Below are 25298 nucleotides of genomic sequence, written 5' to 3' on the forward strand. Positions count from 1 at the left end.
GAGCGCAACCTTGCCAAGGTTGAGGTCGCGAGTTCGAGACTCGTCTCCCGCTCCACAAAAACTGCGTTCACGGCGATGCGGGAGTAGCTCAGTTGGTAGAGCGCAACCTTGCCAAGGTTGAGGTCGCGAGTTCGAGACTCGTCTCCCGCTCCAGAATTCCAAAGTGAAGGGGAAGCCGCGAGGTTTCCCCTTTTCTCTATCCAAGATCCCGTCGCTCGCCGCAGCGGACGAAAAAAGATGCTCGTTTCGCTGAGCAAACGCCCGGGAGTTTGGTAGAATCCGCCGCTTGCCGTACTGCCCTCGTGAAGAGGGAGAAGTCGCGGCGCAATCATGGAATTCCGTGTTCTGGAACGAGTGCCTGGTCACGGAAGAAATTTGTTCGACACTCGCTTATACCTACGTGGGGTTTGCCATGGCTGTTCAGCAGAATAAGAAATCGGTCGCCCGTCGCGGCAATCGTCGTGCTCATGACTTTCTGAAGAATCCTCCGACGGCTGTCGAGGCTACGACCGGTGAAGTTCATCGTCGTCACCACATCAGCCCGACCGGCTTCTATCGCGGCAAGAAGGTCATCGCGACGAAGCAGGACGAATAATTCGTCCGATTGCCTCCGATACCGCGGAGACATCGGCCGTTCGGTCACCGGACCGAAGTTTCTTCATACCGGCGTTCCTGCGCACCCCACGGTGAAGTGGAACCGGTTGACGAGACAGTCCGAGGAACGGACGGAAGCCCGAAGGCCAAGGGCTTTGAAGCTGATGATTGAAGCGCGTTTCAAAGAGGCGGCTCGATTGTGAGAAAAGAGGGATCCCGAAAACGGGGTCCCTTTTTTCATGGCCGCTTCCCGCGTGAGGGCGCCCTCGCGCATACCTGATCCGCGTTCGTCCGCAGGGACGATTCAGGGGACTTCAGCCCGGGGAAAATGGCGTGTAATATCCCAAGGATTCACTACTTTCTGAGGGATTTACCCGGATGAGCATGTATTCCCGCATCGCCGCCACCGGCAGCGCGCTCCCCGAGACGCGCGTGACCAACGCGGAGCTTGCGACCCGCCTCGCCGCGCGCGGGGTGGAGACAAATGACGAATGGATCCGCACCCGCACGGGCATCGAGGCCCGCAGGTTCTGCGATCCGGAGAAGGGCGAGACGACCACGTCGCTCGCCGCCAGGGCCGGGGCCCAGGCGCTCGAGCGCGCCGGGTTCGACCCCGCCACGATCGATCTGATCATTGTCGCGACGACCACCCCCGACATGGTGTTCCCGTCGACGGCCGCGCACGTGCAGTCGATGCTCGGCTGCGCCGGATGCGCCGCCTTCGACGTGCAGGCCGTCTGCGCGGGCTTCATCTATGCCTTGAACGCCGCCGACGCGATGCTCCGTGCCGGCCCCTATCGCCGTGCCCTTGTGATCGGCGCCGAGACGATGTCGCGCGTCATCGACTTCGACGACCGCTCGACCTGCGTGCTCTTCGGCGACGGCGCGGGCGCGGTCGCGCTCGAGGCGAGCGACGCCCCGGGCATCCTCGCCGCCCGCATGTACGCCGACGGCCGCTACGACGAGAACGTGCTCGGCCTCACGGCCTGCCTCTCGGGCGGCGCGGTGAAGGGGAGCCCCTTCCTCAACATGGACGGTCGCATGGTCTTCAAGCTCGCCGTCGAGGGCCTCACGGGGTCCGCCGAGGAGGTCGCGAAGCTCGCGGGCGTGTCGCCCTCCGAGGTGAAGCTCTTCGTGCCGCACCAGGCGAACCTGCGCATCATGACGATGGTCGCCCGCAAGCTCGGCATTCCCGATGATGTGATGGTCAAGACCGTGAGCGAGCACGGCAACACCTCGGCCGCCTCGGTTCCGCTCGCGCTCGACGCCGCCGTGACTGCGGGGCGCGTGAAGGACGGCGACCTCGTGCTCTTGCAGGCCGTCGGCGCCGGCATGGCCTGGGGCTCGGCGATCCTGCGCTGGCGCACCGCGCCCTGAGCGGACGAGAACCAAAGAATTCCCCATATATTCAATTCCCCGAACAAGACAAAAGGAAGAAAACCCATGCGTCTCGCATTCGTTTTTCCCGGACAGGGCAGCCAGTCGGTCGGCATGCTGAACGGGTTCGCCGGCAACGCCGTCGTTGAGGACCACATCGCGCGCGCGGACGCCGCGCTCGGGTTCCCCATCTCGAAGCTCATCGCCGAGGGCCCGGCCGAGGAGCTCGGTCTCACGGTCAACACCCAGCCCGCGCTTCTCACGGCGAGCGTCGCTTTCTACGACGCCTGGATCGCCGCGGGCGGCGAGAAGCCCGAGATCATGGCCGGCCACTCGCTCGGCGAGTACTCGGCCCTCACGGCCGCGGGCGCCATCGGCTTTGACGAGGCCGTGAAGCTCGTGCGCTTCCGCGCGACCGCCATGCAGAGCGCGGTTCCCGTGGGCGTGGGCGGCATGTGCGCCGTGATCGGTCTCGATGACGCGACCGTCGTCGAGTGCTGCCGCGAGGCGAGCGCGATCGGTCCCGTCGAGGCCGTGAACTTCAATTCGCCCGGTCAGGTCGTGATCGCGGGCGAGAAGGCCGCGCTCGAGCGCGCCGCCGAGCTCGTGAAGGAGAAGGGCTGCCGCCGCGCGATTCCGCTCGCCGTCTCCGGCCCCTTCCACTCCTCCATGCTCGCCCCGGCCCGCGAGGCCCTCGCGGGGCGCCTCGCCGAGACCGAGGTGAAGGCGCCCGCGATTCCCGTCATCGCCAACGTCAACGCCGAGGTGCACGGCTCGCCCGACGAGATCCGCGCCGCGCTCGCGCTTCAGGTCTGCTCGGCCGTGCAGTGGGTGAAGACCATCGAGAAGATGGCCGCCCTCGGCATCACCGACATCGTCGAGTGCGGCCCGGGCAAGGTCCTCCAGGGCCTCATCCGCCGCATCGCCCCGTCGATCCGCATCCACGGCGTCTCCGACCAGGCTTCGCTCGAGGCGACGATGGCGAAGCTCGCCGAGCTGCGCGCGGCCGAGTGAGCCCCCGCGACGGAACACCACCAATTCATTTAGCAGGATTTAAACCATGGACAAGATGTATTTCACGGCTGACGCGCTCGCCGGCCAGGTCGCGCTCGTCACGGGCGCCTCGCGCGGCATCGGCGCGGCGGTGATGGAGGCCTTCATGAAGGCCGGCGCCTACGTGGTCGGCACGGCCACCTCCGAGGCGGGCGCGGCGAAGATCACCGAGGCCGCCCAGGCTCTCGGCGGCAACGGCCGCGGCATCGTTCTCAACGTCTGCGACGCCGAGGCCTCGCAGAAGGCCGTCGACGACATCGTCACCGAGAAGGGCCGCATCGACATCCTCGTCAACAACGCCGGCATCACCAAGGACATGCTCGTCATGCGCATGAAGGACGACGCCTGGGAGTCCGTGATCGACACGGACCTCTCGAGCGCCTTCCGCCTCGCGCGCGCCTGCGTGCGTCCGATGATGAAGCAGCGCAGCGGCCGCATCATCTCCATGAGCTCGGTCGTGGGCGCCATGGGCAACCCGGGCCAGGTCAACTACGCCGCCGCCAAGGCGGGCCTGATGGGCATGACGAAGGCGCTCGCCCGCGAGATCGGCTCGCGCGGCATCACGGTGAACTGCGTCGCCCCGGGCTTCATCGAGACCGACATGACGAACGCGCTTCCCGAGGCCCACCGCGAGGCGCTCGCCAAGCAGATTCCGCTCGGCCGCCTCGGCCAGACGGATGACATCGCCAACGCCTGCCTCTTCCTCGCCTCCCCCGCGGGCGGCTACGTGACGGGCGTCACGCTGCACGTCAACGGCGGCATGTTCATGGGGTGATTTTTACGTTTGCAGAGTCTCCGGGCTCTGCTAAACTTTACAGCTAATCCTTATTTCAACCCTGCTTGCTCCATAGGCACGGGGTTCCCTTTCCCAGAGATCAACCCCTACACGGAGTGAATACAAATGGACGAAATCGAACAGAAGGTCAAGAAGATCATCGCTGAGCAGCTCGGCATCAAGGAAGAGGACATCAAGAACGAGTCCTCCTTCATCGAAGATCTCGGCGCCGACAGCCTGACCACGGTCGAGATGTCCCTCGCCCTCGAGGACGCCTTCGGCATCGAAATTCCTGACACCGAGCAGGAGAACCTCCGCACGGTCCAGCAGGCCGTCGACTTCGTGAAGGCCGCCGTCAACAAGTAATACGGCGCCCGACCGAAAGGTTCGGAAATGAGGCCCGGCGCCCCCAGAGGTTTTCGCAGCCGTACCCGCCAGGGGACGGAACGTGACCCGGGGTGCTGAGCGCTCACAAATAAGCACAGGCGGGATCCGGAGACGGGTCCCGTTTGTATTGCGGGGGCTTGCAGATCACGGCTTTCCGCTAATCCTTTCGCCGCCCGGGGCGCTTCCCAAGGAAGACAGAGGGGAGCATCACCGCGGCGCATGTTGATAACGGGAGTTTTTCACCCATGATGAACCGTCGCGTTGTTGTCACCGGTCTCGGCATGATCTCGCCGCTCGGCAACGATCTTGAGACGAGCTGGAAGGCCGCGCTTGAAGGCAAGAGCGGCATCGGCAGGATCACGCACTTCGATCCGTCGGACCTCGGCTGCCAGATCGCCGGCGAGGTCAAGGACTTCGATGCCTCGAAGTACCTCGACGTGAAGGAGATCCGCCGCTTCGACCGCTTCGTGCACTTCGGCGTCGGCGCCGGTCTGATGGCCCTCGAGGACTCGGGTCTCGAGATCACCGAGGAGAACGCGCCCATGATCGGCGTCGCCATCGGTGCCGGCATCGGCGGCCTGCAGACGATCTGCGCCAACGACGAGGCGATGGTCGCCCGCGGTCCGCGCCGCATCTCGCCCTTCATGATTCCGGGCAGCATCATCAACATGACCTCGGGCCAGCTCGCGATCATGAAGGGTCTCAAGGGCCCGAACATCGCGCACGTCACGGCCTGCTCGACCGGCCTGCACGCGATCGGCGAGGCGATGTACATCATCGCCCGCGGCGACGCGGACGTGATGGTCGCCGGCGGCAGCGAGGCGACCGTCTGCAAGATCGGCATCGGCGCCTTCGACGCCATGCACGCGCTCTCGCGCGCCAACGAGGAGCCCGAGAAGGCCTCGCGTCCCTTCGACAAGGACCGCAGCGGCTTCGTGATGGGCGAGGGCGCCGGCGTCCTCGTTCTCGAGGAGCTCGAGCATGCTAAGGCCCGCGGCGCGAAGATCTACGCCGAGGTGGTCGGCTACGGCCTCTCGGGCGACGCGTTCCACATCACGACCCCGGCCTCCGACGGCCCGGTCCGCTGCATGCGCATGGCCCTGCGCCACGCCGGCATGAAGCCCGAGGACATCGACTACCTCAACGCCCACGGCACCTCCACCGCCGTCGGTGACGTCAACGAGGTGAAGGCGATCCGCGAGGTCTTCGGCGACCACTGCTCGAAGCTCGTCGTGAACTCCACGAAGTCGATGACGGGCCACCTCCTCGGCGGCGCCGGCGGCATCGAGTCCGTCTTCTCGGTGATGGCCGTGAAGGAGCAGGTCTCGCCCCCGACGATCAACCTCGAGAACGTCGATCCCGAGTGCGAGGGCATCGACTTCTGCGCGAACAAGGCCCGTCCGATGACGATCCGCGCCGCGATGAAGAACTCCTTCGGCTTCGGCGGCACGAACTCGACCGTGATCTACAAGCGCTACGAGGCCTGATAAAGCCTCTCCAGGCGGCGCTTCCCGCAGTGAAGGGCGTCCTCCGGGTGAACCGGGAAGGGCGCCCTTCCTTTTTCCGGGAAGACACGGCCGATAAGCAAAACTTGCACTCGCTTTCTCTTTTCCGTCCGAGGCCGGGGCCCTATCACGCTAAAATGACGCCTCCGGGAAGCCGGGCGCCTGCGGGCAGTCCCTTCCCGGTGAAAAACCGGAAAAGAATGTTCGGGTGCGCTCCCAGACAGCGTTTTTTTGAAAACGCGGGCGGGAGGGCACCCTCGCGCGCGTCCGCAGAAATCATCGGAAGAGGCGCGCATCTCCGGAAAATTTCAGACAGATTTCCTTCTCCGACCACGGCGCAAGACCATGGCGGGGCGGCTCCCCCGCAGGCCCGTGCGGCCTCTCCGGGAGTCCCGAGCATTGACAGACGAATGAAGAACATCCGCAATTTTTCGATCATCGCCCATATCGACCACGGCAAGTCCACGCTTGCCGACCGACTCATCCAGCGCTGCGGAGGCCTCTCCGACCGCGAGATGAGCGAGCAGGTGCTCGACAGCATGGACCTTGAGCGCGAGCGCGGCATCACGATCAAGGCGCAGACGGCTGCGCTCAGGTACCGCGCCAGGGACGGCGAGATCTACGAGCTCAACCTCATCGACACCCCGGGCCACGTCGACTTCTCCTACGAGGTGAGCCGTTCGCTCTCCGCGTGCGAGGGCGCGCTCCTCGTCGTCGACGCCACGCAGGGCGTCGAGGCGCAGACGGTCGCGAACTGCTACACCGCGATCGACCTCGGCGTCACCGTGATTCCCGTGCTCAACAAGATGGACCTTGCGAGCGCCGACCCGATCGCCGCGAGCGAGGAGGTCGAGGACGTGATCGGCATCGATGCGACGGATGCGATTCCCTGCTCGGCGAAGACCGGCATGGGCGTCGACGACATCCTCGAGCGCGTCGTGCGCGACGTGCCGCCCCCCGAGGGCGATCCGGACGCCCCGCTCCAGGCGCTCATCATCGACTCGTGGTTCGACAACTACGTGGGCGTGGTGATGCTCGTGCGCGTCGTGAACGGAACGATCCGCCCGAAGGACAAGATCGAGCTGATGGCGACGGCCGCGACGCACCTCGTCGAGCAGGTCGGCGTCTTCACGCCGAAGAGCAAGACGCGCGAATCGCTCTCCGCGGGCGAGGTGGGCTTCATCATCGCCGGCATCAAGGAACTCAAGCACGCCCGCGTGGGCGACACGGTCACGGGCGCCTCGAAGCGCGCCGACGCGCCGCTCCCCGGCTTCAAGGCCGTCAAGCCCCAGGTGTTCGCGGGCCTCTTCCCCGTGGAATCGAACCAGTACGACGCGCTGCGCGATGCGCTGACGAAACTGCAGCTCAACGACGCGGCGCTCCAGTTCGAGCCCGAGAACTCCCAGGCGCTCGGCTTCGGCTTCCGCGCGGGCTTCCTGGGGCTTCTCCACATGGACATCGTGCAGGAGCGTCTCGAGCGCGAGTACAACATGGACCTCATCACGACCGCCCCGTCGGTGGTCTACGAGGTGCTGATGACCGACGGCGAGGTGATCCACGTCGAGAACCCGTCGAAGCTGCCGCCCGTGGACAAGATCGACGAGATCCGCGAGCCGATCGACACGGTGACGATCTTCGTGCCGAACGAGTTCGTCGGCGCCGTGATGAAGCTCTGCCAGGACAAGCGCGGCGTGCAGACGAACCTCGCCTACCACGGCCGCCAGGTGCACCTCACCTACGACCTCCCGCTCGCGGAGATCGTGCTCGACTTCTTCGACCGCATGAAGAGCCTCACGCGCGGCTACGCCTCCATGGACTATGAGTTCAAGGAGTACCGCGCGGCCGACGTCGTGCGCGTCGACGTGCTCATCAACGGCGACAAGGTCGATCCGCTCTCGGCGATCATGCACCGCGCCAACGCCGTTCCCCGCGGCCGCGAGCTCGTGCAGCGGCTCCGCTCGCTCATTCCGCGCCAGATGTACGAGGTCTCGATCCAGGCCGCGATCGGCGCGAACATCATCGCCCGCGAGAACGTGAAGGCCCTGAGAAAGAACGTGCTCGCCAAGTGCTACGGCGGCGACATCACCCGCAAGCGCAAGCTCCTCGAGAAGCAGAAGGCCGGCAAGAAGCGCATGAAGCAGGTCGGCAGCGTCGAGATCCCGCAGGAAGCCTTCCTCGCGATCCTTCAGACCGAAGAGAAGTAATTCAAATCAAGGAACAGTAAGGAACAGGCATGAACTTCGCTCTGATTCTTTTCCTCCTCACGCTCATCACGGGCGTCTTCTGGATTTTCGAGCGCACCGTCTTCTACCCGCAGCGGAAGAAGCGCGCCGAGGCCGTGGCGAACGAGTACGCCTCGCGCAACCGCGAGGCGCTCGGGCGCGGCGAGGCCTCCGTCGTGGAGGAGCACAAGCGCCTGCGCGCCGAGGCGCTCCGCCAGCCCTGGTGGCTCGAGTACACCGCGGGCCTCTTCCCGGTGATCCTTCTGGTCTTCCTGCTCCGCAGCTTCCTCTTCGAGCCCTTCCGCATTCCGTCGGGCTCGATGCTCCCGACGCTGCACGTGGGCGACTTCATCCTCGTCAACAAGTACGAGTACGGCATCCGTCTCCCGGTCTCGAACCTGAAGGTGCTTGACCTCGGCAGTCCCCAGCGCGGCGACGTCGTGGTCTTCCGCTATCCGATGGACGAGAACGTCGACTTCATCAAGCGCATCGTGGGCGTTCCCGGCGACCGCGTCGAGTACCGCAACAAGGTGCTCTACATCAACGGCGTCGAGCAGAAGCAGACCCGTCCGCGCGACTTCATCGACGAGAACTCGATGGTGACGCTCGACGAGCGCGACGAGGACCTGAGCGGCGTGACGCACCTCATGGCCCTTGACCACCGCCGTCCGAGCTGGGTGCCGATGCAGGCCGTGATGCGCCACGAGCCCACCTGCGAATACAACGACCGCGGCTTCGTCTGCACGGTGCCCGACGGCAAGTACTTCGCGATGGGCGACAACCGCGACAACAGCGAGGACAGCCGCTTCTGGGGGTTCCTGCCTGACGAGAACCTCGTCGGCCGTGCCATCCTCATCTGGGCGAACTTCGGCGACATGAGCCGCATCGGTCGCTTCCAGTGATCCCTGCGGCCGCCCGCCCCGGGGAGTGAGCGAAAGCCGCTCCCCGTTTCAGAGAAGCCCCGGGCGGACGCTGCCCGGGGTTTTGCTCGAAGAAGAATTACAGACAGCACAGAAAAAGAAAATCATGCTTCCCCTTTCCGCGCTCGAAGAGCGCATCGGCTATGAATTCAAGGACAAGAAGCTCCTGCGCCGAGCCATCACGCACCGCAGCTTCGGCGCCGAGCACAACGAGCGCCTTGAGTTCCTCGGGGACTCGGTCCTCAACTGCGTGATCGGCTACACGCTCTTCCAGCGTGACCAGCACTTCAACGAGGGCGACCTCTCGCGCGTGCGCGCGAACCTCGTCTGCGAGGGGACGCTCTACGAGATCGCCCGCCGCATCGACGTGTCCTCGTTCCTCCTGATGGGCGACGGCGAGGTGAAGACGGGCGGACACCAGCGTCCCTCGATTCTCGCCGACGCGATGGAGGCGATCTTCGGCGCGGTGTTCCGCGAGTCGGGGTTCGAAACCGCCGAGCGCGTGATCCTGAAGCTCTACGAGCCGATCTTCTCCACGGGCCTGCCCGCCGAGAAGCTGAGCAAGGATCCGAAGACGCGTCTGCAGGAGCTCCTCCAGGGCGAGCACCTGCCGCGCCCCGAGTACAGCATCGTCTCCACGTCGGGCGCCGCGCATGAGCGCAGTTTTGAGTGCGAGTGCCGCATCGAGGCGCTCGGGATCGTGACGACGGGGCGCGCCAAGAACCGGCGCGCCGCCGAGCAGTGCGCCGCAGAGGCCGCCATTGAAATCGCCAAGCAGAGGACGGAAACGAAATGACGAAGAAGAAGCACGAGCAGGACGACGAGCTCATCGTCGAGACCGAGGTCGAGATCGAGGAAGAGGAGCTCGAAGACGAGGCTGATGAGGCCGAAGAGGAACTCGACGAGGCCGAAGACGAAGAGGGCGGTCCCGCGATGAGCGAGACCGAGCTCGAGGCGATGCTCGCCAAGGCCGGCGCCGTCACGGGCCGCGCCGTTCCCGAGGGCTTCCGCTGCGGCTACGTCGGCGTGGTCGGCCGCCCCAACGTCGGCAAGTCCACCCTGATCAACGCGCTCGTGGGCGAGAAGGTCTCGATCACCTCGAAGAAGCCCCAGACGACGCGCAACCGCGTCCTCGGCGTCCTCACGACCGAGATGGCGCAGTTCGTCTTCGTCGACACCCCGGGTTTCCAGACCAAGGTGAAGACGCAGCTCACGCGCCGCATGAACCGCTCGGTGCGCTCCGCCATGGGCGAGTGCGACGCGATCGTGCTCCTCATTGAGTCCTCGGGCTGGAAGCCCGCCGACATGGAGGTCCTGCAGCTTCTGCCGAAGGAATCCTCGAACGTCATTCTCGCGATCAGCAAGACCGACCTCGCGAAGGACCGCAATGCGCTCCTGCCGCTCATGGCCGACTCGATGCGCCGCTTCCCCTTCGCCGCGATCGTGCCGGTCTCGGCCGAGAAGGGGCGTCAGCTCGACGACCTTCTGCGCGAGATCGAGAAGCTCCTTCCCGAGAGCATCCCGTACTTCGACCCGGACCTCTACACGGACAAGTCGCCGCGCTTCATCGCCGCGGAAACGATCCGCGAGAAGGCCTTCCGCCTGTTGGGCGACGAGCTCCCCTACGGCACGGCCGTCACCATCGACCGCTGGAAGGAGACCGAGGAGGACGGAAAGCGCACCGCCGACATCGTCGCGACGCTCATCGTTGACCGCGAGAGCCACAAGCCCATCGTGATCGGCGAGAAGGGCGCGAAGCTCCGTGAGATCTCGCGCCTCGCGCGCGCCGACATCACCGAGCAGCTCGGCTGCCCCGTGCACCTTGAGGTCTGGGTGCGGGTGCGCCGCGGCTGGTCCGACGACGTGAAGGCGTTGAAGACCCTCGGCTACGACTGATCGTCCCTGAAACAAAGGCTTCATGTCGGACACGGAGAAGGCGGATTCAGAACTCAGGGAGGGCGCGCAGGCGCCCTCCGCGCCCGTGCTCGCCCTGCCGGCGCCCGCTGTGCCTGAGCGGCTCGTCGTCAAGACGCTGCCGAGGACCGGGCCGGAGAAGGCTGCGCGTCCTCTTCCGAAGCGAAAGACGGCGCCGAAAAAACCGGAGACGCCGCGCATCCTCACGACGGGGCGCTCCGAGGTGACCCTCGAGGACGCGATCCGTCAGGGCAGGGCCGCCGAGGCGATTCTGGACGAGATCGAGCGCGAGGAGGCCGGGGGCGCGAAGTCCCGGCGGAATGCCGCCGAGCCCGCGCTCGTGCTCCACACCCGTCCCTGGAGCGAGTCGAGTCTCGTCGCCGACGTGCTCACCGCCCGCTCGGGACGGCTATTCATGATCGCCAAGGGCGCGAAGCGCCCGGGATCGAACCTGCGCGGCGTGCTCGTTCCCTTCTCGCTCCTGCGCATGACGTGGTCGGGAAAGCGCGAGGCGAAGATCCTGATGCGCGCCGAGAGGCTCGGGGGGCTCCCGACGCTCACGGGCGAGGCTCTGCTCTCGGCCTTCTACGTCAACGAACTCGTGCTGCGTCTCACCGAACGCGATGACCCGCATCCGGGCCTCTTCGCCGCGGTGGTGCGCGCCGTCGCGCATCTCGGCGACCCCGACCCGGTGGAGCGCCAGAGAACGCTGAGGCGCTTCGAATCAGAGCTTCTCGCCTGCTGCGGCTGGCCCGTGCTCGTGACCGAGGGGAAGGACATGCCGCGCTTCGTGCTCCGCGCGACGGGCGAGCTCACCGGCATCTCCGAGGAGGCGGCCGAGGGCCTGAAGACCTGGGGCCGCGCCGAGGTCGAGGACGTCATCGCCGGCAGGCTCGAGCGAGCGGAGGCGCTGCGCGCCGCGCGCGAGATCTACCGCGAGGCGATCGAACTGAGGCTCGACGGCCGGCCTCTGCGCACCCGTCGCGTGCTCGCGGAGCTCAAGCGCATCTGACCTCTCCGGTCAGACATCAACGATCTCGGCCAGTGCCCGCGCCGAGACCGTCCGCGGCAGGATCACCTCGAGGCCGGTCGCCTCGGCGACGAGGCGCTTCTGCGCCCGCGAGAATCCCATGCAGTCGAGCAGGATCACCGCCGCGCCCTGGGCCTTGAGACTCTCCGCAGCCGCGAGCACGGTGTCCATGTCGCCGTAGGGAAGCGCCGCGGCGCACGCGATGAGCCCCGCGCCCTCGTCGTGCCAGAAGATGTGCGCGGCCTGCATCTTCCCGGCAGCCGGACTGAGCACGCCGAGGCGCCGTCCCCTGAGCGTTCCCGTCACGAACGCCCGGACGAGCGCGGTGGGCTGCAGCACCGGGATCTGAGAGCGGAAGGCCGGGAAGGCGCCGGTGCAGAGCATGAGGATCGCCGAGGCGCCCGCCGCCTCCGCGCGGGTGATGCAGTCCTGCAGACGTCCGAGAATCTTCCGGTCCGAAAACTCGACGGGCGTGCCGTCGGCGAGCTTCGTCGTCACCGGCGCCTCGCCCGGGTCGGGCCCGAATTCGCGGCGGATCTCAGCGGGCGTGAGGCCGTCGAGCGCACCGAACTGAAGGATTTCCACCCCGGGAAGCAGCGGGGCGATGTCGGAGACCATGTCCGTGCGCGGGGACTGGCCGACGGTGATGGCAGCGATTTTCTTCATTGATTTTTCTCGCTTCGTAATGGCCGCCGCGGGTGGGGGTGCCCGCAGCGGATAACCTGAAAAGGATAGAGGGAGGGTCCTGAGCGCGCACCTCCCCGTTGGGAGGCCCCGGACTTATCCCGAAGGATTACGAAACCGCCTGCGGCTTAGGCAGAACGGAGAAGGGCGGCCGAGTCTGTGCGTGATAAGCTCACCCAAATTCAAAGAAGAATCCGGTACGAATCAGAAATTCCGGCACCCCCATGAGGCTTCTTCCAGCCGCGGGGAGCGCAAAGACCCGTTTCAAACGTTTTCGAGGAGATGAGGACAATGGTCCGCACTCAGCTTTCCGTCAATCTCAACAAGGTTGCGCTCGTGCGCAATTCCCGCGAGGGCAACGCTCCCGATCCGGTCCGCCTCGGCCGCATCGCGCTCGAGGCCGGCGCCGCCGGTCTCACGGTTCATCCGCGTCCCGACGAGCGCCACATCCGCCGCTCGGACTTGGCGCCCCTCAAGGCCCTCGTCGACAGCTTCCCCGGACGCGAACTCAACATCGAGGGCAATCCCTTCGAGAACCTGATGCCGATCATCCGCGAGATCCGCCCGCACCAGGTGACTTTCGTGCCGGACGCCACCGACCAGAAGACGAGCGACCACGGCTTCTATCTTGACGACGAGGACGTGCGCAAGCAGCTCCGCCCGGTGATCGAGGAGGCGAAGAAGCTCGGCTGCCGCGTGAGCCTCTTCGTCGATCCCGAGCCCGACTTCATCAAGTACGTCAAGGAGCTCGGCGCCGACCGCATCGAGCTCTACACCGAGGCCTACGCCATCGCCGCCGAGACCGAGATCGTCGAGGACGTGATCGTCCCCTACGCCGACTGCGCGCAGATCGCGAGCGAGCTCGGCATCGGCGTCAACGCCGGCCATGACCTTTCGCTCACGAACGTCGGGCAGCTCCTCAGGGAGTGCAAGCACATTCAGGAGGTCTCGATCGGCCAGGCCTTCACCGCCGAGGCGCTCGAGTACGGCTTCGCCGAGACGGTGCGCCGCTACAATCAGATCTTTGACGAAATCGCCGGAGCCTGATTCTTATGCTCAGCCGGGAAAAAATCGCCCTTGCCGACTCGCTCGGTCCCGTGGTCGTCGACATTGAGGGAACCGTCCTCACGACGCACGAGATCGAACGCCTGCGGCACCCCCTCACGGGCGCCGTGATCCTCTTCACGAGGAACTTCGCCAACCCGGACGAACTCACCGCGCTCACGGGTGCCATCCACGGCGTCCGCCCCGGGATCCTCATTGCAGTGGATCACGAGGGCGGCCGCGTGCAGCGCTTCCGCGAGGGTTTCACCGCCATCCCCGCGATGTCGGACTTCCGAAAGTTCGGCGACCAAGCCCCGGGGCTCCTCGCCGCCGCGGGCTACGTGCTCGCCTCGGAACTCCGCGCATGCGGCGTGGACTTCAGCTTCACCCCCGTTCTTGACCTCGACCACGGCCGCTCGGCCGTGATCGGCAACCGCTCGCTCGGCGCGACCCCGGCGGAGGTGACGCGCAACGCGCGCGGCCTCATCGCGGGCCTGCGCCAGGCAGGCATGAGCAACTGCGGCAAGCACTTCCCCGGCCACGGCTGGGCGCAGGCCGACAGCCATGTGGCGCTGCCCACCGACGAGCGCAGCCTCGAGGAGGTGCTCGCCGACCTCGCGCAGTACCGCGCGCTCACGACCGAACTCGACTCGGTCATGACGGCCCACGTGGGCTACACGTGCTACGGCGGCGAGACGGCCACCTACTCGAGGGAACTCCTCGGGCACGTGCTCCGAGAGTCAGTCGGCTTCTCGGGCATCGTCTTCTCCGACGATCTCTCGATGAAGGGCGCGGGCAGCCTCGACTCGCCCGCCCAGCGCGCCATCCGCGCGCTCGCCTCGGGCTGCGACATGGTGCTCCACTGCAACCATCCCGACGAGGTGGACTCGATCCTCGGGGAACTGCACTGGACGCGCCCGGCGGCCTTCAACGAGCGCCTCGCGAGACTGCTCCCCGACCCGGGCACGCCCGTGTCGATGCAGCACCTGCGGCAGACGGCCCTCTGGCGGGCCGCGCACGGGCGCCTCGCCGAGGCCGGACTCGTCTGATGCCTGACGGCCTGATGAACTAAAGAATCGCCGCGGATCTCTCCTGAAGGTCCGCGGCGAAATTCTTTTCGGGGAGCAGCCCCGGAGCTCACACGAAGCGCCTGGGCGGCATCATGGGGAATCGGCGCCGGTCATGGGGAAAATTCCCCATGATCCGCGGAGGCCGGAAGAATGAAATCGCCGCGGCCCGGGAGATCCGGACCGCGGCGATGATTCACTCAGCGGTGATCAGAGAGGCTGATCAGTACCACGTGTGGCGCAGGCCGATGTTGAAGCGCCAGAGTTCGTCGACGTCGCCGCCGCTCGTGCGCTCAAGGTCAACGTACGTGTAGGTGCGGTCGGTGAGGTTGAAGTTGGCGCCGATGCCGTACTCAACCCAGGCGCCGCCGATGTCGTCGGTGATGCGCGAGGTGTTCGTGCCCTTCGAGTACATGGCCTCGGACTCGCCGTCGAAGTCATAGACGGCAGAGACGCGGGCGTAGATGTTGCCGCGTTTCTCCGGGAACTTCAGGCCGCCGCGCAGGCCGATGCGGCCGATGAGCGAGCTGAAGTCGTCCTGCTCGATGCGCACGCCGTTCGATGCGGTGACGTCATCGCCGATGATGCGGCCGTAGGTGAGCTCGGCCTGCGGCTCGACGAAGGCGATCTCGTTGACGTCCCAGTGCCAGCCGGCCTCGGCGCTCACCGAGTACGCGTTGTTCTTCGTCTTGCCCGACATGTTCGCGATGTCGAACTTCGACTCGATGCGCGAGTACTTCGCGATCAGGTCAAGGAAGAAGCCGTTGTCGGAGATCCAGGAGCCGTAGGCGGCGAGGCCGAAGGTCTCGGTGTCGCCCGAGCCCTGGGCATAGGTGGTCGAACCGTCGGTGTAGCTGAACGCGCCGCCCACCTTCCAGTCGCCGATCGCGTAGTCGCTGCCGACCTGGATCGAGGTGCTCTTCTGGCGGACGTTCTGGCGGCCGTACTTCTGCTCGGCGCCGTAGATGCGGGCCCAGGAGCCGAGCGTGCCCGGCTGGTCACGCAGCTCGCCCATGCGCTTCGTGAGGTCGTTCATCTCGTGGCGCCACTGGATGGTGGCGAGCGACGTGACCGACGAGAGGGTCTCGAGCTTGGTGTTGGTCGCGGTCGTGGGGGTTGAGATTGTGCCCGTATCGGCATCAACCGTGGCCGTCACGGCGCCGTTCACGTCACCCTCGGCGACCGACAGGGTCTGGCTGGTGCCCTCGGCAGTGATGTTGCTCTGGAGGGTCGCGAGATCCTCGGCGGCGTTCGTCAGGTCATCGGCGGTGATGCCGGTGAAGTTGACGGCGAGGGCGGGCGTCGATTCCGTCGTGTCCACACTGGTGGCGACGAACTTGGCGGCGCTGAAGCCATCATCGGTCTTCGTCGTCTCGAGGTTGATCGTGCCTCCCGTGCCCGAGAGATTGTCAACGGTGACCGCGGCGGCATCCGAGCCGACGAGGTCGGACGTGATGTTGATCACGCCGTCGTTGAGCTCAAGATTGTTGATCGACTGGTACTTGATGATCTGGGTGCCGTCATCCGAGTTGGTGACAGCCGTCGGAGTCCACTGCGCGCCGTCGGAGATGGAGACATAGAGACCGGAGGTCTCGTTGTACTTGGCCGTGCCCTCGTTGGACTTCGGGTAGTCCTTGTAGGCATTGCCGGTCCAGGAGGAGCCGGCGCCGGAGAGGTTGAGCTTGACCGTGGAGCCGATGTAGTTGCCGCTGTTCTGCGAGGAGCCCGGGGTCTCGAAGACGATGTCGCCGTTGAGCACGACGGTGCCGGTGCCGGCCTTGTTGATGACGATCGTGGCGAAGCCGCGGGTGTCGATGGCGTTCTTGGCATTGACCGTGAGGTTCCCGTTCACCTCGACGTAGCCGTTCGAGAAGGCGGAGATGCCGATCTGGTCGCTCGTGATCGTCGTGTTCGCGGCGTTGATGATGATTTCCGAGGTGCCATCAGGCGCCGTGGTGCTCTCGGTGTTGTTCTGGGAGTGAATGCCGAACGTGCCGGAATTCACGACGAGGTTCTCGGCATTGATCTTGACCGAGCCGCCCTTCAACGCAAAGATGCCCATGTAGGAGCCGTCAAGCGTCACCGTCTTCGTGTTCTCGTCGCCCACGACGATATTGCCGCCCAAGACGCTCGCCTGGAGCGCACGGACCGAGCTGACGGAGATGTCGCTGCCGAGGATCGTGGCCGTTTCAGCCTGAGCCGTCGGCTTCTCAAGAGAGGAGTCAACGTAGCCGACGGCGATGCCGTAGCTCGAGGTCCCCTGAGTGATGACGACGCTCTGGGCGTCCGTGGAACCGATGGCGATCGCGCCGTTCTCAAGAACGGGTGTGACAGCTGTGCCGTCAACTGTGACGGAGCCGGCGTTGAACGCGAAGGCGGACGAGGAGATTGCCGCGAACGTCGCAATGGCGACGGCGGACTTGAGGAACTGCTGCATAAAACCTCCCAAGTGGTTGGCAGTGTGGTACGACCAATTTAGTCTCACATGGCGCGGCTTGAAAAGTTCTGAGTTCAATACGGGTTCATTCAGGACCCTGTGACGCGGCCGAGCAACAGTCTGTCGCGATCAGGCCCCGGGAAGCCCGGTGCCGGCATGTTGCGTTTCCTTAGAATTTAGTTTTTTAGATCCTAGGGAAAACACTGAGTTGCTTTTCTGAAATCGAGGAAGTTGAGATTCCAGGTTCCCTGTTTCACGACATATCCTGAGTCACGATTCTCTTCGCCGGGCCGGACCGGGAATCAACTGTCCTGCCCTCGTTTACAGGGGAGATGCGTCGTGGAGAGTGAAAGTGAACAAGACCTGCCGGGGCATTCTTGATTGCGTCATCAGATCTGCCTGACGGCGGCAGGACTGCATTCAGAACCCTCCGGTCATGGGATTGCACGGGCACGACAGGATTCCGGCTCCTGTTGCTCAGACCATGAGGATCCGGGCGGCAGGAGCCGGGGCGGGAATCAGACATTGCGGAGCCGGGCCTTGCCGGCCCGGTTCCGGGTTAGAAGCGGTAGCGCGCGCCGATCGCAAAGCCCGTCGAGCGGAAGCTGTCCGAGCCTTCGCGGTGGCTCAGGTCCGTCCACACCGAGACGGCCGGGGTGAACTGCGCCTCGAGGCCGAGCCTGAGTTCGCCGAGGTTCCTCGCGCTCATCGTCGCCGTGCTCACATCGCCTTCGTTCGTGACGGTCGTCGCGAAGTCCTTGGTGTTGTGAACCCAGTTGAGCTCGGCGAAGACATTCATCCACTCGCCGGTCTCGTCCGCCCCGGTGATCCTCAGCGCCGTGCGGGCGCCCAGCGTCGTGCGGACGTTGCCGTCGCCCGTCGTCTCGAAGCGCTGGCCGTAGGAGTCGATCTGCGTGTCGGTTTCGATGCCGGACCAGAGCACGCGCGCATGGGGCTCGATCGCCCAGGTCCAGCCGCCGCCCGTCGCGAGGGGCTGGTTCCAGCCCGCCTCGAGCGCGACGGTCCAGCCGTCGGCGTCGTACTTTTCCTTCGCAAGCCCCTCGCCCTGCACCTTGTTCTCAAAGGTGTTCCAGCGGACCTGGGCGCCGGCCCACGGGCCGGTGTCGCCCGGGAGTCCCCAGGCGGCATAGGCGCCGATCGACCAGCCGCGGAAGTCGCCGTCGGCGGTGCCGCCCGTCACGCGGGAGTCCGTGTCGACCTCGGCGCTCGAGTAACCCGTGAGGAGGCCGAGGCGCAGCGTGCCGTCACCCGCGGGCAGAACGGCCACGTCGCCGCCCACGTGGGTGGTGAGGAGGCGCGCCTTGCTCTTCAGCTGTCCGCTCGTGTCGTCGAGCCTCGTCCAGTCGCCCGTCTGGCTCACCCAGAGCGTGGAGGAGATCTCCTCGCCCGTGACCGGGTCGGTGCGGACGCGGTCGCCCGCCTTGCCGCGCAGACTGAGGTCAAAGGCCTCGGCGGCAAGGAGCGCGAGCGTCGCGCGGGCGCCGGTCCCCGGGGTCTTCACGTCTCTCGCGCCCGAGGTGCCGGCGAGGTAGTAGATCCTGTTGCCGTCGACGTCGTAGACGGACTCGAGGGTGTAGGTGCAGTCGTTGATGACGAGGGGCTCCTCGAGGGTGAGCGTGAACTCCGTGCCGTCCGAGATCGTGGCGATCGTGAGGTTCGAGAGCGCTCCGCCGACGCTCCCGTCGAGCAGACTGACGGCGAGGGAGGCCGAGCCGGCGGCGGCGCCCTCGATGGTCAGCGTTCCGGCAGCGGAGTCGCTGCCCGAGAGCAGGGCGGCGACCGAGATGACGCTCCCTGCGGTGCTCGTGAGCGAGGCTGCGGTGAGGGAGTTGGCGCCGATGTCGAGCGTTGCGCCGTCGAGCGTGAGGTTCTGAAGCGTCGTCGCGGTCGTGAGCCGGAGCGTGGTGCCCGAGCCCGCGGTGAGGTTCCGGATCTCCTCAGCAGCGGCGAGCGTCGTTCCCGAGAGCTCGACCGTTGAGTTCAGCAGCGTGAACAGCCCCGAGTAGCCCGAGAACTGACCGGCGCTCTCAAACGTGACGTTCGCGCCGCCGCCGTGGACCGTGTAGTCGCCCGCGCCGGTCAGGGTGTTGCTGAAGACATAGCTCACCGCGTCCGCGGTCTGCGTCTCGCCGGCCGTCGCGATTCCCTCCTCGGCGGCGACGGCGATCCCGTCATCGGCGGCCGAGGAGAGCGACTCGATCAGATAGTGGTGGATCGAGGTGCCTTCGGCAAGCTCATAGGTGCCGGTGAAGCCCGAGGCGTTCGAGCCCACAGTCACCGCGGCGCCCGAAGCGGCAAGCGCCACGGAGCCCGAGCCCGAGAGGTCGTTGGCGAGATTTCCCGAGACGGCGCCGTCAATCTGAAGCACGCCGTTGATGGTGAGCTCTCCCGAGCCGAGGCCGCCGAGGTCATCGATCCTCGTCGTGCCCGAGGCGATCTCAACGCCGCCGGTGAGCCCCTCGTTGGCGCCCGTGACGGCCGAGTCGCCGGTGATCCGGAGAAGACCGGTGCCCTTGAGCGCGCTGCCCGCCTCGGTCGTGAGCTTCGTGATCTCGGCGCTCGAGAAGCTGACTGAGCCGCCCGAGAAAACGGACAGCTCGGCGGCCCTGCCGCCCGTGAAGGCGAACGCCGCGCCGGAGGCGACGGAGAGGCTGCCCGAGACCGCGAGATCGCCGTTGACCGTCTGGTCGCCCCGGACCTCGACGGCAGTGCCGGCCGCGGTGGTGAGGCCGGAGGTGTTTCCGAGCGCATTGTCCGCGGCAAGGATGAGGGTGCCGCTCTCGACCCTGGTCCCGCTCTGATAGCTGTTGGAAGACGTGAGGGTGACCTCGCCGCCCGTGACGGTGATGCCGCCTTCGCCAGTCACCGTCGTCCGCAGCGTGGCATCGCTGTCGCTCTCCGCTGAGGGCGCGAGAAGAAGCTGAACGCCTTCGCCCACGTCAATGTTCTTCAGGGCGAAGGAGACCCAAACGGCGGAGCCGGAGGCCGTGTCGCGCACGCTCAGGGTGTAGTCATAGGTTCCGGTGACCGAGGAGCCGTCGGACTGGATGATGGCCGCCGAGACGGAACTGTCCGTGCCGCCGACAATATTGAGCTTGACATTCGAGAGCGAGACGGAGCCGCTCTCGGAGGTGGCGAGCGCCACGCCGCTCTCGGACTCGTCCTGGTCGAGGACGTTTCCGGAGAGCACGTTCCTCGAGATGTCGCTGAGCGAAGAGCTCTCGACCTCGACCGAGGCATTGGTGAGCGCGATGTCTCCGGTGACGGCAAGACGCCCCGATTCGCTGAAGTCAAGCTCGGAGCCGTCGTTCAACGAGAGACCGCCGCTCACGGAGGATTGAGCGTCATTGACCTCAACCGTGGCGTTGGTGAGATCAAAGGTGCCGGCCGACCCCGAAAGGGTCACGAGAGTCGCGGACGAGCCCGTGCCGGTGAAGGCCAGGGTGCCGGTGCCCGAGGTGCTGACGGCGTACTCGGCGGCCGAGGAAACGATGGCGAGCGCTGCGCCGTCGCCGACGTTCCAGGTGCCCGAGAAGGAAGCCGCGTCGCTCGTGACCGAGCCCGAGCCGCTAGTGAGCGAGAAGGTGCCCGAGCCCGAGATCGTGTTCGCGAAGCTCGTCTCGAAGGCTGAGCGGAGGTTCACGGAGAGTTCGGCATTCCCGTTGATCGTGATCACGCCGGTGCCGAGGCCCTCGGCGGAGTTGATCGAGGTAGTCCCGGACTCGATGGTCACGCCTCCGGTGAGACCGGGGTTCACGCCGTGGATGCTCGAGTCACCCGTGATCGTGAGCATCCCCGGGGAGGCGAGGGCGAGCTCGGTCTCGGTCGTGAGGTTCGCGACCGAGCCGCTCGAAAAGGTGAGCATGGCCCCGGAGTTGACGGTGAGGGAGCCGGAGACGGCAAGGGCGCCGTTCACGGTCTGGTCGCCCCGGACCTCGACGGCGGTGCCGGCCGAGGTTGTGAGACCGGAGGTTCCCCCGAGCGCATTGTCGGCGTCGAGGATGAGGGAGCCGCCGGTGACGCTGGTCGCGCCTCTGTAACTGTTGGCAGACGCGAGGGTGACCGCTCCGCCCGTCACTGTGATGCCGCCTGCGCCCGTGACCGCTGCGGAGAGGGTCCCGTTGCCCGTTTCCAATGTGCGCGCGAGGAGAAGCGAAACGCCTTCTCCCACTTCAATCGTCTTCAACGCATAGGTGACGATGAGGCTGGAGGAGGATTCGCCGAGGCTCGTCGTGAGCGCGTAGTCATAGGTGCCGGTGACAGAGGTTCCGTCGGTCTGCGAGATCGCCCGTGTAATGGAAGTGCTCGAGACGCCCTCGAGCGAGAGCGAGGCACCGTCAAGGGAGACGGAGCCCGCGGTGGCAAGCGTCACGCCGGTCGTCCCCTGATCGAGCACGTTCGAGGCGAAGGCGCTCTCGAACCCTGTCTGGGCGGCGCTCGTGACATGAACCGCGGCGCCGCTGATCGTGAGCGCACCCGTGACGGATAGCGCATCCGCGGCGACGAAGGTGAGCGAGGCGCCTTCGTTCACCGTGAGGGCGGCGAGCTGAAGCCCCGTCGTATCGGCCGTGTAGGACGAGCCCGAATTGAGGACGAGGGACGAGGAGGGCGCGGTGTAGTTCGAGCCCGTGAGCGCGGCGTTCGTGAAGGCTGCGGTGCCGGAGAAGGAGCTTTCGTGAACGGTGACGGCCGCGGCGCTCTCCCCCGTGCCGGTGAGCTCAAGCCATCCGCCGCCCGCCATCGAGAAGGAGGCGGCCGAGGCCGCGTTGAGCGAGAGGCTCGCGCCCTCGGCGACGCTCCAGGTGCCGGAGAAGGAGGCGGCGTCGCTCGTGACCGAGCTCGATCCGCCCGTGAGCGAGAAGGTTCCCGCCCCGGTGATCGTGTTGCTGAAGTCCTTTTCGAAGGCCGTGGCGACATTCGCGGAGAGCTCGGCCCCCTCGCTGATCGTGATCACTCCGGAGCCGAGGCCCTCGGACGAGTTGAGCCCGGTCCTGCCGGAGGCGATTGTCACGCCGCCGGTGAGGCCCGGGTTGATGCCGTGGATGCTCGAGTCGCCCGTGATCGTGAGCTTTCCCGAGGAGGCGAGCGCAAGTTCGGTCTCGGTCACGAGGTTCGCGACCTCGCCGCTCTCGAAGGTGAGGAGCGCTCCGGAATTGACGGTGAGACTCCCCGAGACGGCAAGCGCGCCCTTCACGGTCTGGTCGCCCTGGACCTCGACGTCGGTGCCTGCGGCGGCAGTGAGGCCGGAGGTGCTTCCAAGCGCATCATCCGCGGCCAGGATCAGGGTGCCGTTTGTCACCGTCGTCGCGCCCGAGTAGGTGTTCGTGCGGGCGAGCTCGACGGAGCCGGTTGTGTTGATCTCGATGCCGCCCTCGCCCGTGACCTTCACGGAAAGGGTGGAGTTTCCGCCCTCGGAGGGCGTGAGCGTGAGAACGTGGCCGGCCGATACATTGAGCTCGGTGAGCGCATAGGTGACATAGAGCGAGGTGCCGCCGTCGCCGCCCAGGGTGTAGTTCCAGATGCCGGTGACGCCGTCGTAGCCGGAGAGCGTCACGGTTCTGGCACTTCCGGCCTCGACGCCGCCGATGAGGAGCGTCGCATTGGTGAGCGAGACGCTGCCGGCCGAGGCGAGCGTCAGTTTCGCCTCGCCGTCATCCATGTCGAGGACATTGGCGGCGGTGGTTGAAGTGCTGTCTGAGCCGGTCGGGAGAAGCGAGGCGGCGATGTCGACGACGGCGTCGCCCAGCGTGAGCGCCCCGGTGACGGCGAGTGCGTTCGCAGTGTCGAACCTGATGGTCGAGCCCTCGGCGCCGACGAGCGCGCCGACGGTTGCCGCGCCAGCTACCAGCCAGGTCGAACCGTTCCCGAGCGCGAGCGTGGCGTTCGCGAACCAGTTCCCGGTGCCCGAGGTCGTGAGCGCGGTGTTCGTCGCCGTGGCCGTTCCCGAGAAGGCGGAGGCGGCCGTGTCGGAAAAGCTCACGGCGGCGGCGGTCCCGCCGGTGCCGGTGAGAAGAAGCGCGCCGGTGCCCGAGATGGTCTCGGAGATGACCTGGTCGGAGGCGAGGCTGTAGACGAGGGAGCCCCCCGTCGTGTCGATGGCGCCGGTGAGTTTCCCCGCCGTCGCGTTCGTGAGCGTGAGCGACCCGCCCGAGCCTTCGAACCCCACGGTGACGAGGCCGGCGAAGGCCGCCTCGGCCGCGGACTCATCAAGGCTGAGCGCGGTGTCCCCGGCGATGAGAAGGGCCGAGCTCCCCGAGAAGCTCCCGGAGAGCGCCGTGGACTCATCGGAATCGACGCGCACGGTCGAGCCCGAGGCGCCAGAGACGGGGGCGGACGCGACTGCGTCGCCCTCGGTGAGGGTGAGAACGGCGCCCGTGGCAAGCGTGAGGTTTCCGGTGAAGGCGGTCTGGGCGCCCGAGACGGTGAGCGCGGCGTTTTCCGCGAGCGCGAGCGTGCCCGTCTGCGAGAGCGCGGCGTCGCCCGAGATTGCAGAGCCGGTGCCCCTGAGCGTGAGCGTCGTCGCGTCGGCGGTCACTTTTCCGCCCTCGGCAATCGTGAGCTTCTCGATTGCGAGGTCAGCGAGAAGCTCCGCGGCGGCGCCAGAGGCGACCGAGAGGCCGGAGGTCGCGAGCGCTGTGTCGGCGGCGACGATGAGGCTGCCGGCGTTAACGAGCGTCGCGCCCGTGTAGGTGAATTTGCGGGAGCCCTCGAGCGTCACGGTGCCGCCCGCGATCGCGAGGTCGCCCGGGCCCGAGATGTCGATCTGCACGGTGCCGGCGCCGCCCGTCTCCGAGGAGGCGTTGAGCGCGAGGGCGTCGCTCCCGGTGCCGACGAGTTCAAGCGAATCGGCGGCGGCGGAGTAGGTGACGGACTTCTCGGCGATCGTGAGGCCGGAGGTCTCGGCCCAGTGCAGGCGAGCGGCGACGCTGCCTGAGCTCGCGAGGATCTCGCTTCCCTCGTTCATGAAGGTGCTGAGCGAGAAGTCATCCGTCGTGAGCTCGGAGAAGCTGCCCGAGGTGGTGGTGAAGAGGGTCTGGGTGAGCGCGGCGGCGCTCGAGAAGAAATTCATCGAGGAGGCGGAGAGCTCCCCCGAGAGGTCAATGGAGATCCAGTTGCCCGAGGTCGCGGTGATGCCGCCCACGAGCGCGATCGTGCTCGCGCCGTCAAGGCTGATCTCGACCTTGCCGCCGTTGAAGGAGATGCGGTTCAGGTACCTCGTGCCGCCCGAGACGGAGAGGGTGGAATTCGTCCCGAGCACGAGATTCAGCGTCTGCGTCGTGCGCGCAGCCCCGCTGAAGGTTGTGGAGACGTTCTCGAGCCAGAGCGTGCCGAGGAAACTGCCGTAGTAGCTGAAGGCGCGCGCCCCGAAGGTGACGGAGAGCGGGTCGTCGGTCGCGCTCGAGATGCTGATCGTGCCGTATCCCCGGAAGTCGGTGTCGATCGTCTGCGCCCCGGTCCCGGCGGCGTAGATGACATTGAGCGCGGTGGCGCTGCTCTGCGCCCTGGTGCCGAGATTGATCGTGCCGTAGCCCGAGAGACCGCCAACGGTCTGTCGGTGGCCGTTCAGCTTGACCTCGCCCGTGTTGACGACCGTGAGCCAGGAAGTCTCGCCCATGGCGTTGTCCGCGTCGAAGCTCACGACGCTCCCCGCGCTCACCTCGGTCGTTCCGGTGTAGCTGCTCGTCGTCCCGAGCGTGAGCGTCTCGCCCGCGGTCGTGAAGCGGATGCCGCCCTCGCCCGTGAAATTCGCGAGCGCCGTCGTGGCCTCCGAGACGGAGACGTCGAGCACGCTGCCGGCGGGAAGGGCGATCTCGCCCTCCTGAGTGATGTCCGCGTCCGCTGCAAGCGCCGGGGAAGGGGCGCCGACGGAGAGCGCGGCGGAGATGGCAAGGGCGACCGCGGAGGCGCGGAGCACCGGCGAGGCGGAGCCGGAACTGCGGCGCTCCGTCCGGGTGAGTTCGTTCACCGCCTGGAAAAGACGGAGGGAGTCGTTCCAGATGACGCGGAAGGTCTTGTTCATGGTGTGAGAGGGAGAGGGCGGAAAGGAGTCCGGCGGGGCGGATCTCCGGCCGGAAGCGCTCCGAACGGCGAGGGAACGGTCCGGGGGAGCGGAGACACCGGCTGCGTCGGCCGGCAATGGGTATACCCGAATTTTCGCCCAAAACAGGGCCCGGTGAAATTGCATTCCGTCGTCTGAATCAAGCAAGGGGGCCGACCGGAAAAGTCGCCCGGCACATGGTTCTGAACATGTCCTCAGGGAAATCCGGG

16 protein-coding genes and 1 tRNA gene are annotated in these 25298 nt (G+C 66.4%); 14 read left to right on the forward strand and 3 right to left on the reverse strand.

All coding sequences use genetic code 11. The features are described 5' to 3' along the window. Positions 1–77: 77 nt before the first annotated feature. The 12 genes from Q4F91_RS03660 (at position 78) to recO (ending at position 11759) form a co-directional block, all read left to right on the forward strand. A tRNA-Gly gene (locus Q4F91_RS03660) sits at positions 78–153 on the forward strand. Positions 154–412: 259 nt separating this feature from the next. After that, positions 413–595 carry a 50S ribosomal protein L32 gene (gene rpmF / locus Q4F91_RS03665; RefSeq protein WP_005430449.1) on the forward strand — a complete coding sequence of 61 codons (183 nt, stop codon included), beginning with the start codon at positions 413–415 and terminating at the stop codon, positions 593–595. 377 nt (positions 596–972) lie between these two features. After that, positions 973–1971, forward strand: a complete 999-nt coding sequence (locus tag Q4F91_RS03670; protein WP_303334662.1) for a beta-ketoacyl-ACP synthase III — start codon at positions 973–975, stop codon at positions 1969–1971. Between the two features lie 66 nt (positions 1972–2037). Then, positions 2038–2985 (forward strand): ACP S-malonyltransferase, encoded by a 948-nt coding sequence (gene fabD / locus Q4F91_RS03675; protein WP_303334664.1) that lies wholly within the window; start codon positions 2038–2040, stop codon positions 2983–2985. Between the two features lie 46 nt (positions 2986–3031). Then, positions 3032–3799: a 3-oxoacyl-ACP reductase FabG gene (gene fabG / locus Q4F91_RS03680; protein ID WP_303334666.1), complete on the forward strand. Its 768-nt coding sequence runs from the start codon at positions 3032–3034 to the stop codon at positions 3797–3799. Between the two features lie 126 nt (positions 3800–3925). Further along, positions 3926–4165: an acyl carrier protein gene (gene acpP / locus Q4F91_RS03685; protein WP_139687876.1), complete on the forward strand. Its 240-nt coding sequence runs from the start codon at positions 3926–3928 to the stop codon at positions 4163–4165. Positions 4166–4431: 266 nt separating this feature from the next. Then, positions 4432–5673 carry a beta-ketoacyl-ACP synthase II gene (gene fabF / locus Q4F91_RS03690; protein WP_303334668.1) on the forward strand — a complete coding sequence of 414 codons (1242 nt, stop codon included), beginning with the start codon at positions 4432–4434 and terminating at the stop codon, positions 5671–5673. Between the two features lie 428 nt (positions 5674–6101). Then, complete coding sequence (gene lepA, locus Q4F91_RS03695) at positions 6102–7895, forward strand: translation elongation factor 4 (protein ID WP_303334670.1); 1794 nt, start codon at positions 6102–6104, stop codon at positions 7893–7895. A 29-nt stretch (positions 7896–7924) separates the two neighbouring features. Continuing rightward, a complete protein-coding gene (gene lepB, locus Q4F91_RS03700) occupies positions 7925–8815 on the forward strand; it encodes a signal peptidase I (protein WP_303334671.1) in 891 nt (296 codons plus the stop codon). 124 nt (positions 8816–8939) lie between these two features. After that, positions 8940–9629, forward strand: coding sequence for a ribonuclease III (gene rnc / locus Q4F91_RS03705; RefSeq protein WP_303334673.1), 690 nt, complete (start codon positions 8940–8942; stop codon positions 9627–9629). A 161-nt stretch (positions 9630–9790) separates the two neighbouring features. After that, positions 9791–10729, forward strand: a complete 939-nt coding sequence (era, locus tag Q4F91_RS03710; RefSeq protein ID WP_303334718.1) for a GTPase Era — start codon at positions 9791–9793, stop codon at positions 10727–10729. A 22-nt stretch (positions 10730–10751) separates the two neighbouring features. Beyond that, on the forward strand, positions 10752–11759 hold the full coding sequence (gene recO, locus Q4F91_RS03715) for a DNA repair protein RecO (protein WP_303334675.1): 1008 nt from the start codon (positions 10752–10754) through the stop codon (positions 11757–11759). A 9-nt stretch (positions 11760–11768) separates the two neighbouring features. On the opposite strand, the gene Q4F91_RS03720 is transcribed toward recO, so the two are convergent. Then, the gene (locus Q4F91_RS03720; protein ID WP_303334677.1) at positions 11769–12443 is read right to left on the reverse strand and encodes an AroM family protein; all 675 of its coding nucleotides are present in this window, start codon (positions 12441–12443) and stop codon (positions 11769–11771) included. Positions 12444–12752: 309 nt separating this feature from the next. Here Q4F91_RS03720 and Q4F91_RS03725 point away from each other — a divergent pair, with 309 nt between their 5' ends. After that, the gene (locus Q4F91_RS03725) at positions 12753–13508 is read left to right on the forward strand and encodes a pyridoxine 5'-phosphate synthase (RefSeq protein WP_303334679.1); all 756 of its coding nucleotides are present in this window, start codon (positions 12753–12755) and stop codon (positions 13506–13508) included. Positions 13509–13513: 5 nt separating this feature from the next. Further along, positions 13514–14554, forward strand: a complete 1041-nt coding sequence (gene nagZ / locus Q4F91_RS03730) for a beta-N-acetylhexosaminidase (RefSeq protein ID WP_303334681.1) — start codon at positions 13514–13516, stop codon at positions 14552–14554. Positions 14555–14795: 241 nt separating this feature from the next. Here nagZ and Q4F91_RS03735 read toward each other — a convergent pair whose 3' ends face one another. After that, positions 14796–17009, reverse strand: coding sequence for an autotransporter outer membrane beta-barrel domain-containing protein (locus Q4F91_RS03735; RefSeq protein ID WP_303334683.1), 2214 nt, complete (start codon positions 17007–17009; stop codon positions 14796–14798). 559 nt (positions 17010–17568) lie between these two features. Continuing rightward, positions 17569–25050 carry an autotransporter outer membrane beta-barrel domain-containing protein gene (locus Q4F91_RS03740; RefSeq protein WP_303334685.1) on the reverse strand — a complete coding sequence of 2494 codons (7482 nt, stop codon included), beginning with the start codon at positions 25048–25050 and terminating at the stop codon, positions 17569–17571. Positions 25051–25298: the final 248 nt, after the last annotated feature.

The organism is Sutterella sp. (genome assembly GCF_030539355.1).
Taxonomy (GTDB): Bacteria; Pseudomonadota; Gammaproteobacteria; order Burkholderiales; family Burkholderiaceae_F; genus Sutterella.

What these genes read in the sequence shown, in the direction of transcription:
- Q4F91_RS03720 (WP_303334677.1), bottom strand. Translation starts at nt 12,443, where the DNA reads ATGAAGAAAATCGCTGCCATCACCGTCGGCCAGTCCCCGCGCACGGAC.
- nagZ (WP_303334681.1), top strand. Translation starts at nt 13,514, where the DNA reads ATGCTCAGCCGGGAAAAAATCGCCCTTGCCGACTCGCTCGGTCCCGTG.
- rnc (WP_303334673.1), top strand. Translation starts at nt 8,940, where the DNA reads ATGCTTCCCCTTTCCGCGCTCGAAGAGCGCATCGGCTATGAATTCAAG.
- Q4F91_RS03670 (WP_303334662.1), top strand. Translation starts at nt 973, where the DNA reads ATGAGCATGTATTCCCGCATCGCCGCCACCGGCAGCGCGCTCCCCGAG.
- lepA (WP_303334670.1), top strand. Translation starts at nt 6,102, where the DNA reads ATGAAGAACATCCGCAATTTTTCGATCATCGCCCATATCGACCACGGC.
- Q4F91_RS03740 (WP_303334685.1), bottom strand. Translation starts at nt 25,050, where the DNA reads ATGAACAAGACCTTCCGCGTCATCTGGAACGACTCCCTCCGTCTTTTC.
- Q4F91_RS03725 (WP_303334679.1), top strand. Translation starts at nt 12,753, where the DNA reads ATGGTCCGCACTCAGCTTTCCGTCAATCTCAACAAGGTTGCGCTCGTG.
- fabD (WP_303334664.1), top strand. Translation starts at nt 2,038, where the DNA reads ATGCGTCTCGCATTCGTTTTTCCCGGACAGGGCAGCCAGTCGGTCGGC.
- fabF (WP_303334668.1), top strand. Translation starts at nt 4,432, where the DNA reads ATGATGAACCGTCGCGTTGTTGTCACCGGTCTCGGCATGATCTCGCCG.
- acpP (WP_139687876.1), top strand. Translation starts at nt 3,926, where the DNA reads ATGGACGAAATCGAACAGAAGGTCAAGAAGATCATCGCTGAGCAGCTC.
- recO (WP_303334675.1), top strand. Translation starts at nt 10,752, where the DNA reads ATGTCGGACACGGAGAAGGCGGATTCAGAACTCAGGGAGGGCGCGCAG.
- fabG (WP_303334666.1), top strand. Translation starts at nt 3,032, where the DNA reads ATGGACAAGATGTATTTCACGGCTGACGCGCTCGCCGGCCAGGTCGCG.
- era (WP_303334718.1), top strand. Translation starts at nt 9,791, where the DNA reads ATGCTCGCCAAGGCCGGCGCCGTCACGGGCCGCGCCGTTCCCGAGGGC.
- rpmF (WP_005430449.1), top strand. Translation starts at nt 413, where the DNA reads ATGGCTGTTCAGCAGAATAAGAAATCGGTCGCCCGTCGCGGCAATCGT.
- Q4F91_RS03735 (WP_303334683.1), bottom strand. Translation starts at nt 17,009, where the DNA reads ATGCAGCAGTTCCTCAAGTCCGCCGTCGCCATTGCGACGTTCGCGGCA.
- lepB (WP_303334671.1), top strand. Translation starts at nt 7,925, where the DNA reads ATGAACTTCGCTCTGATTCTTTTCCTCCTCACGCTCATCACGGGCGTC.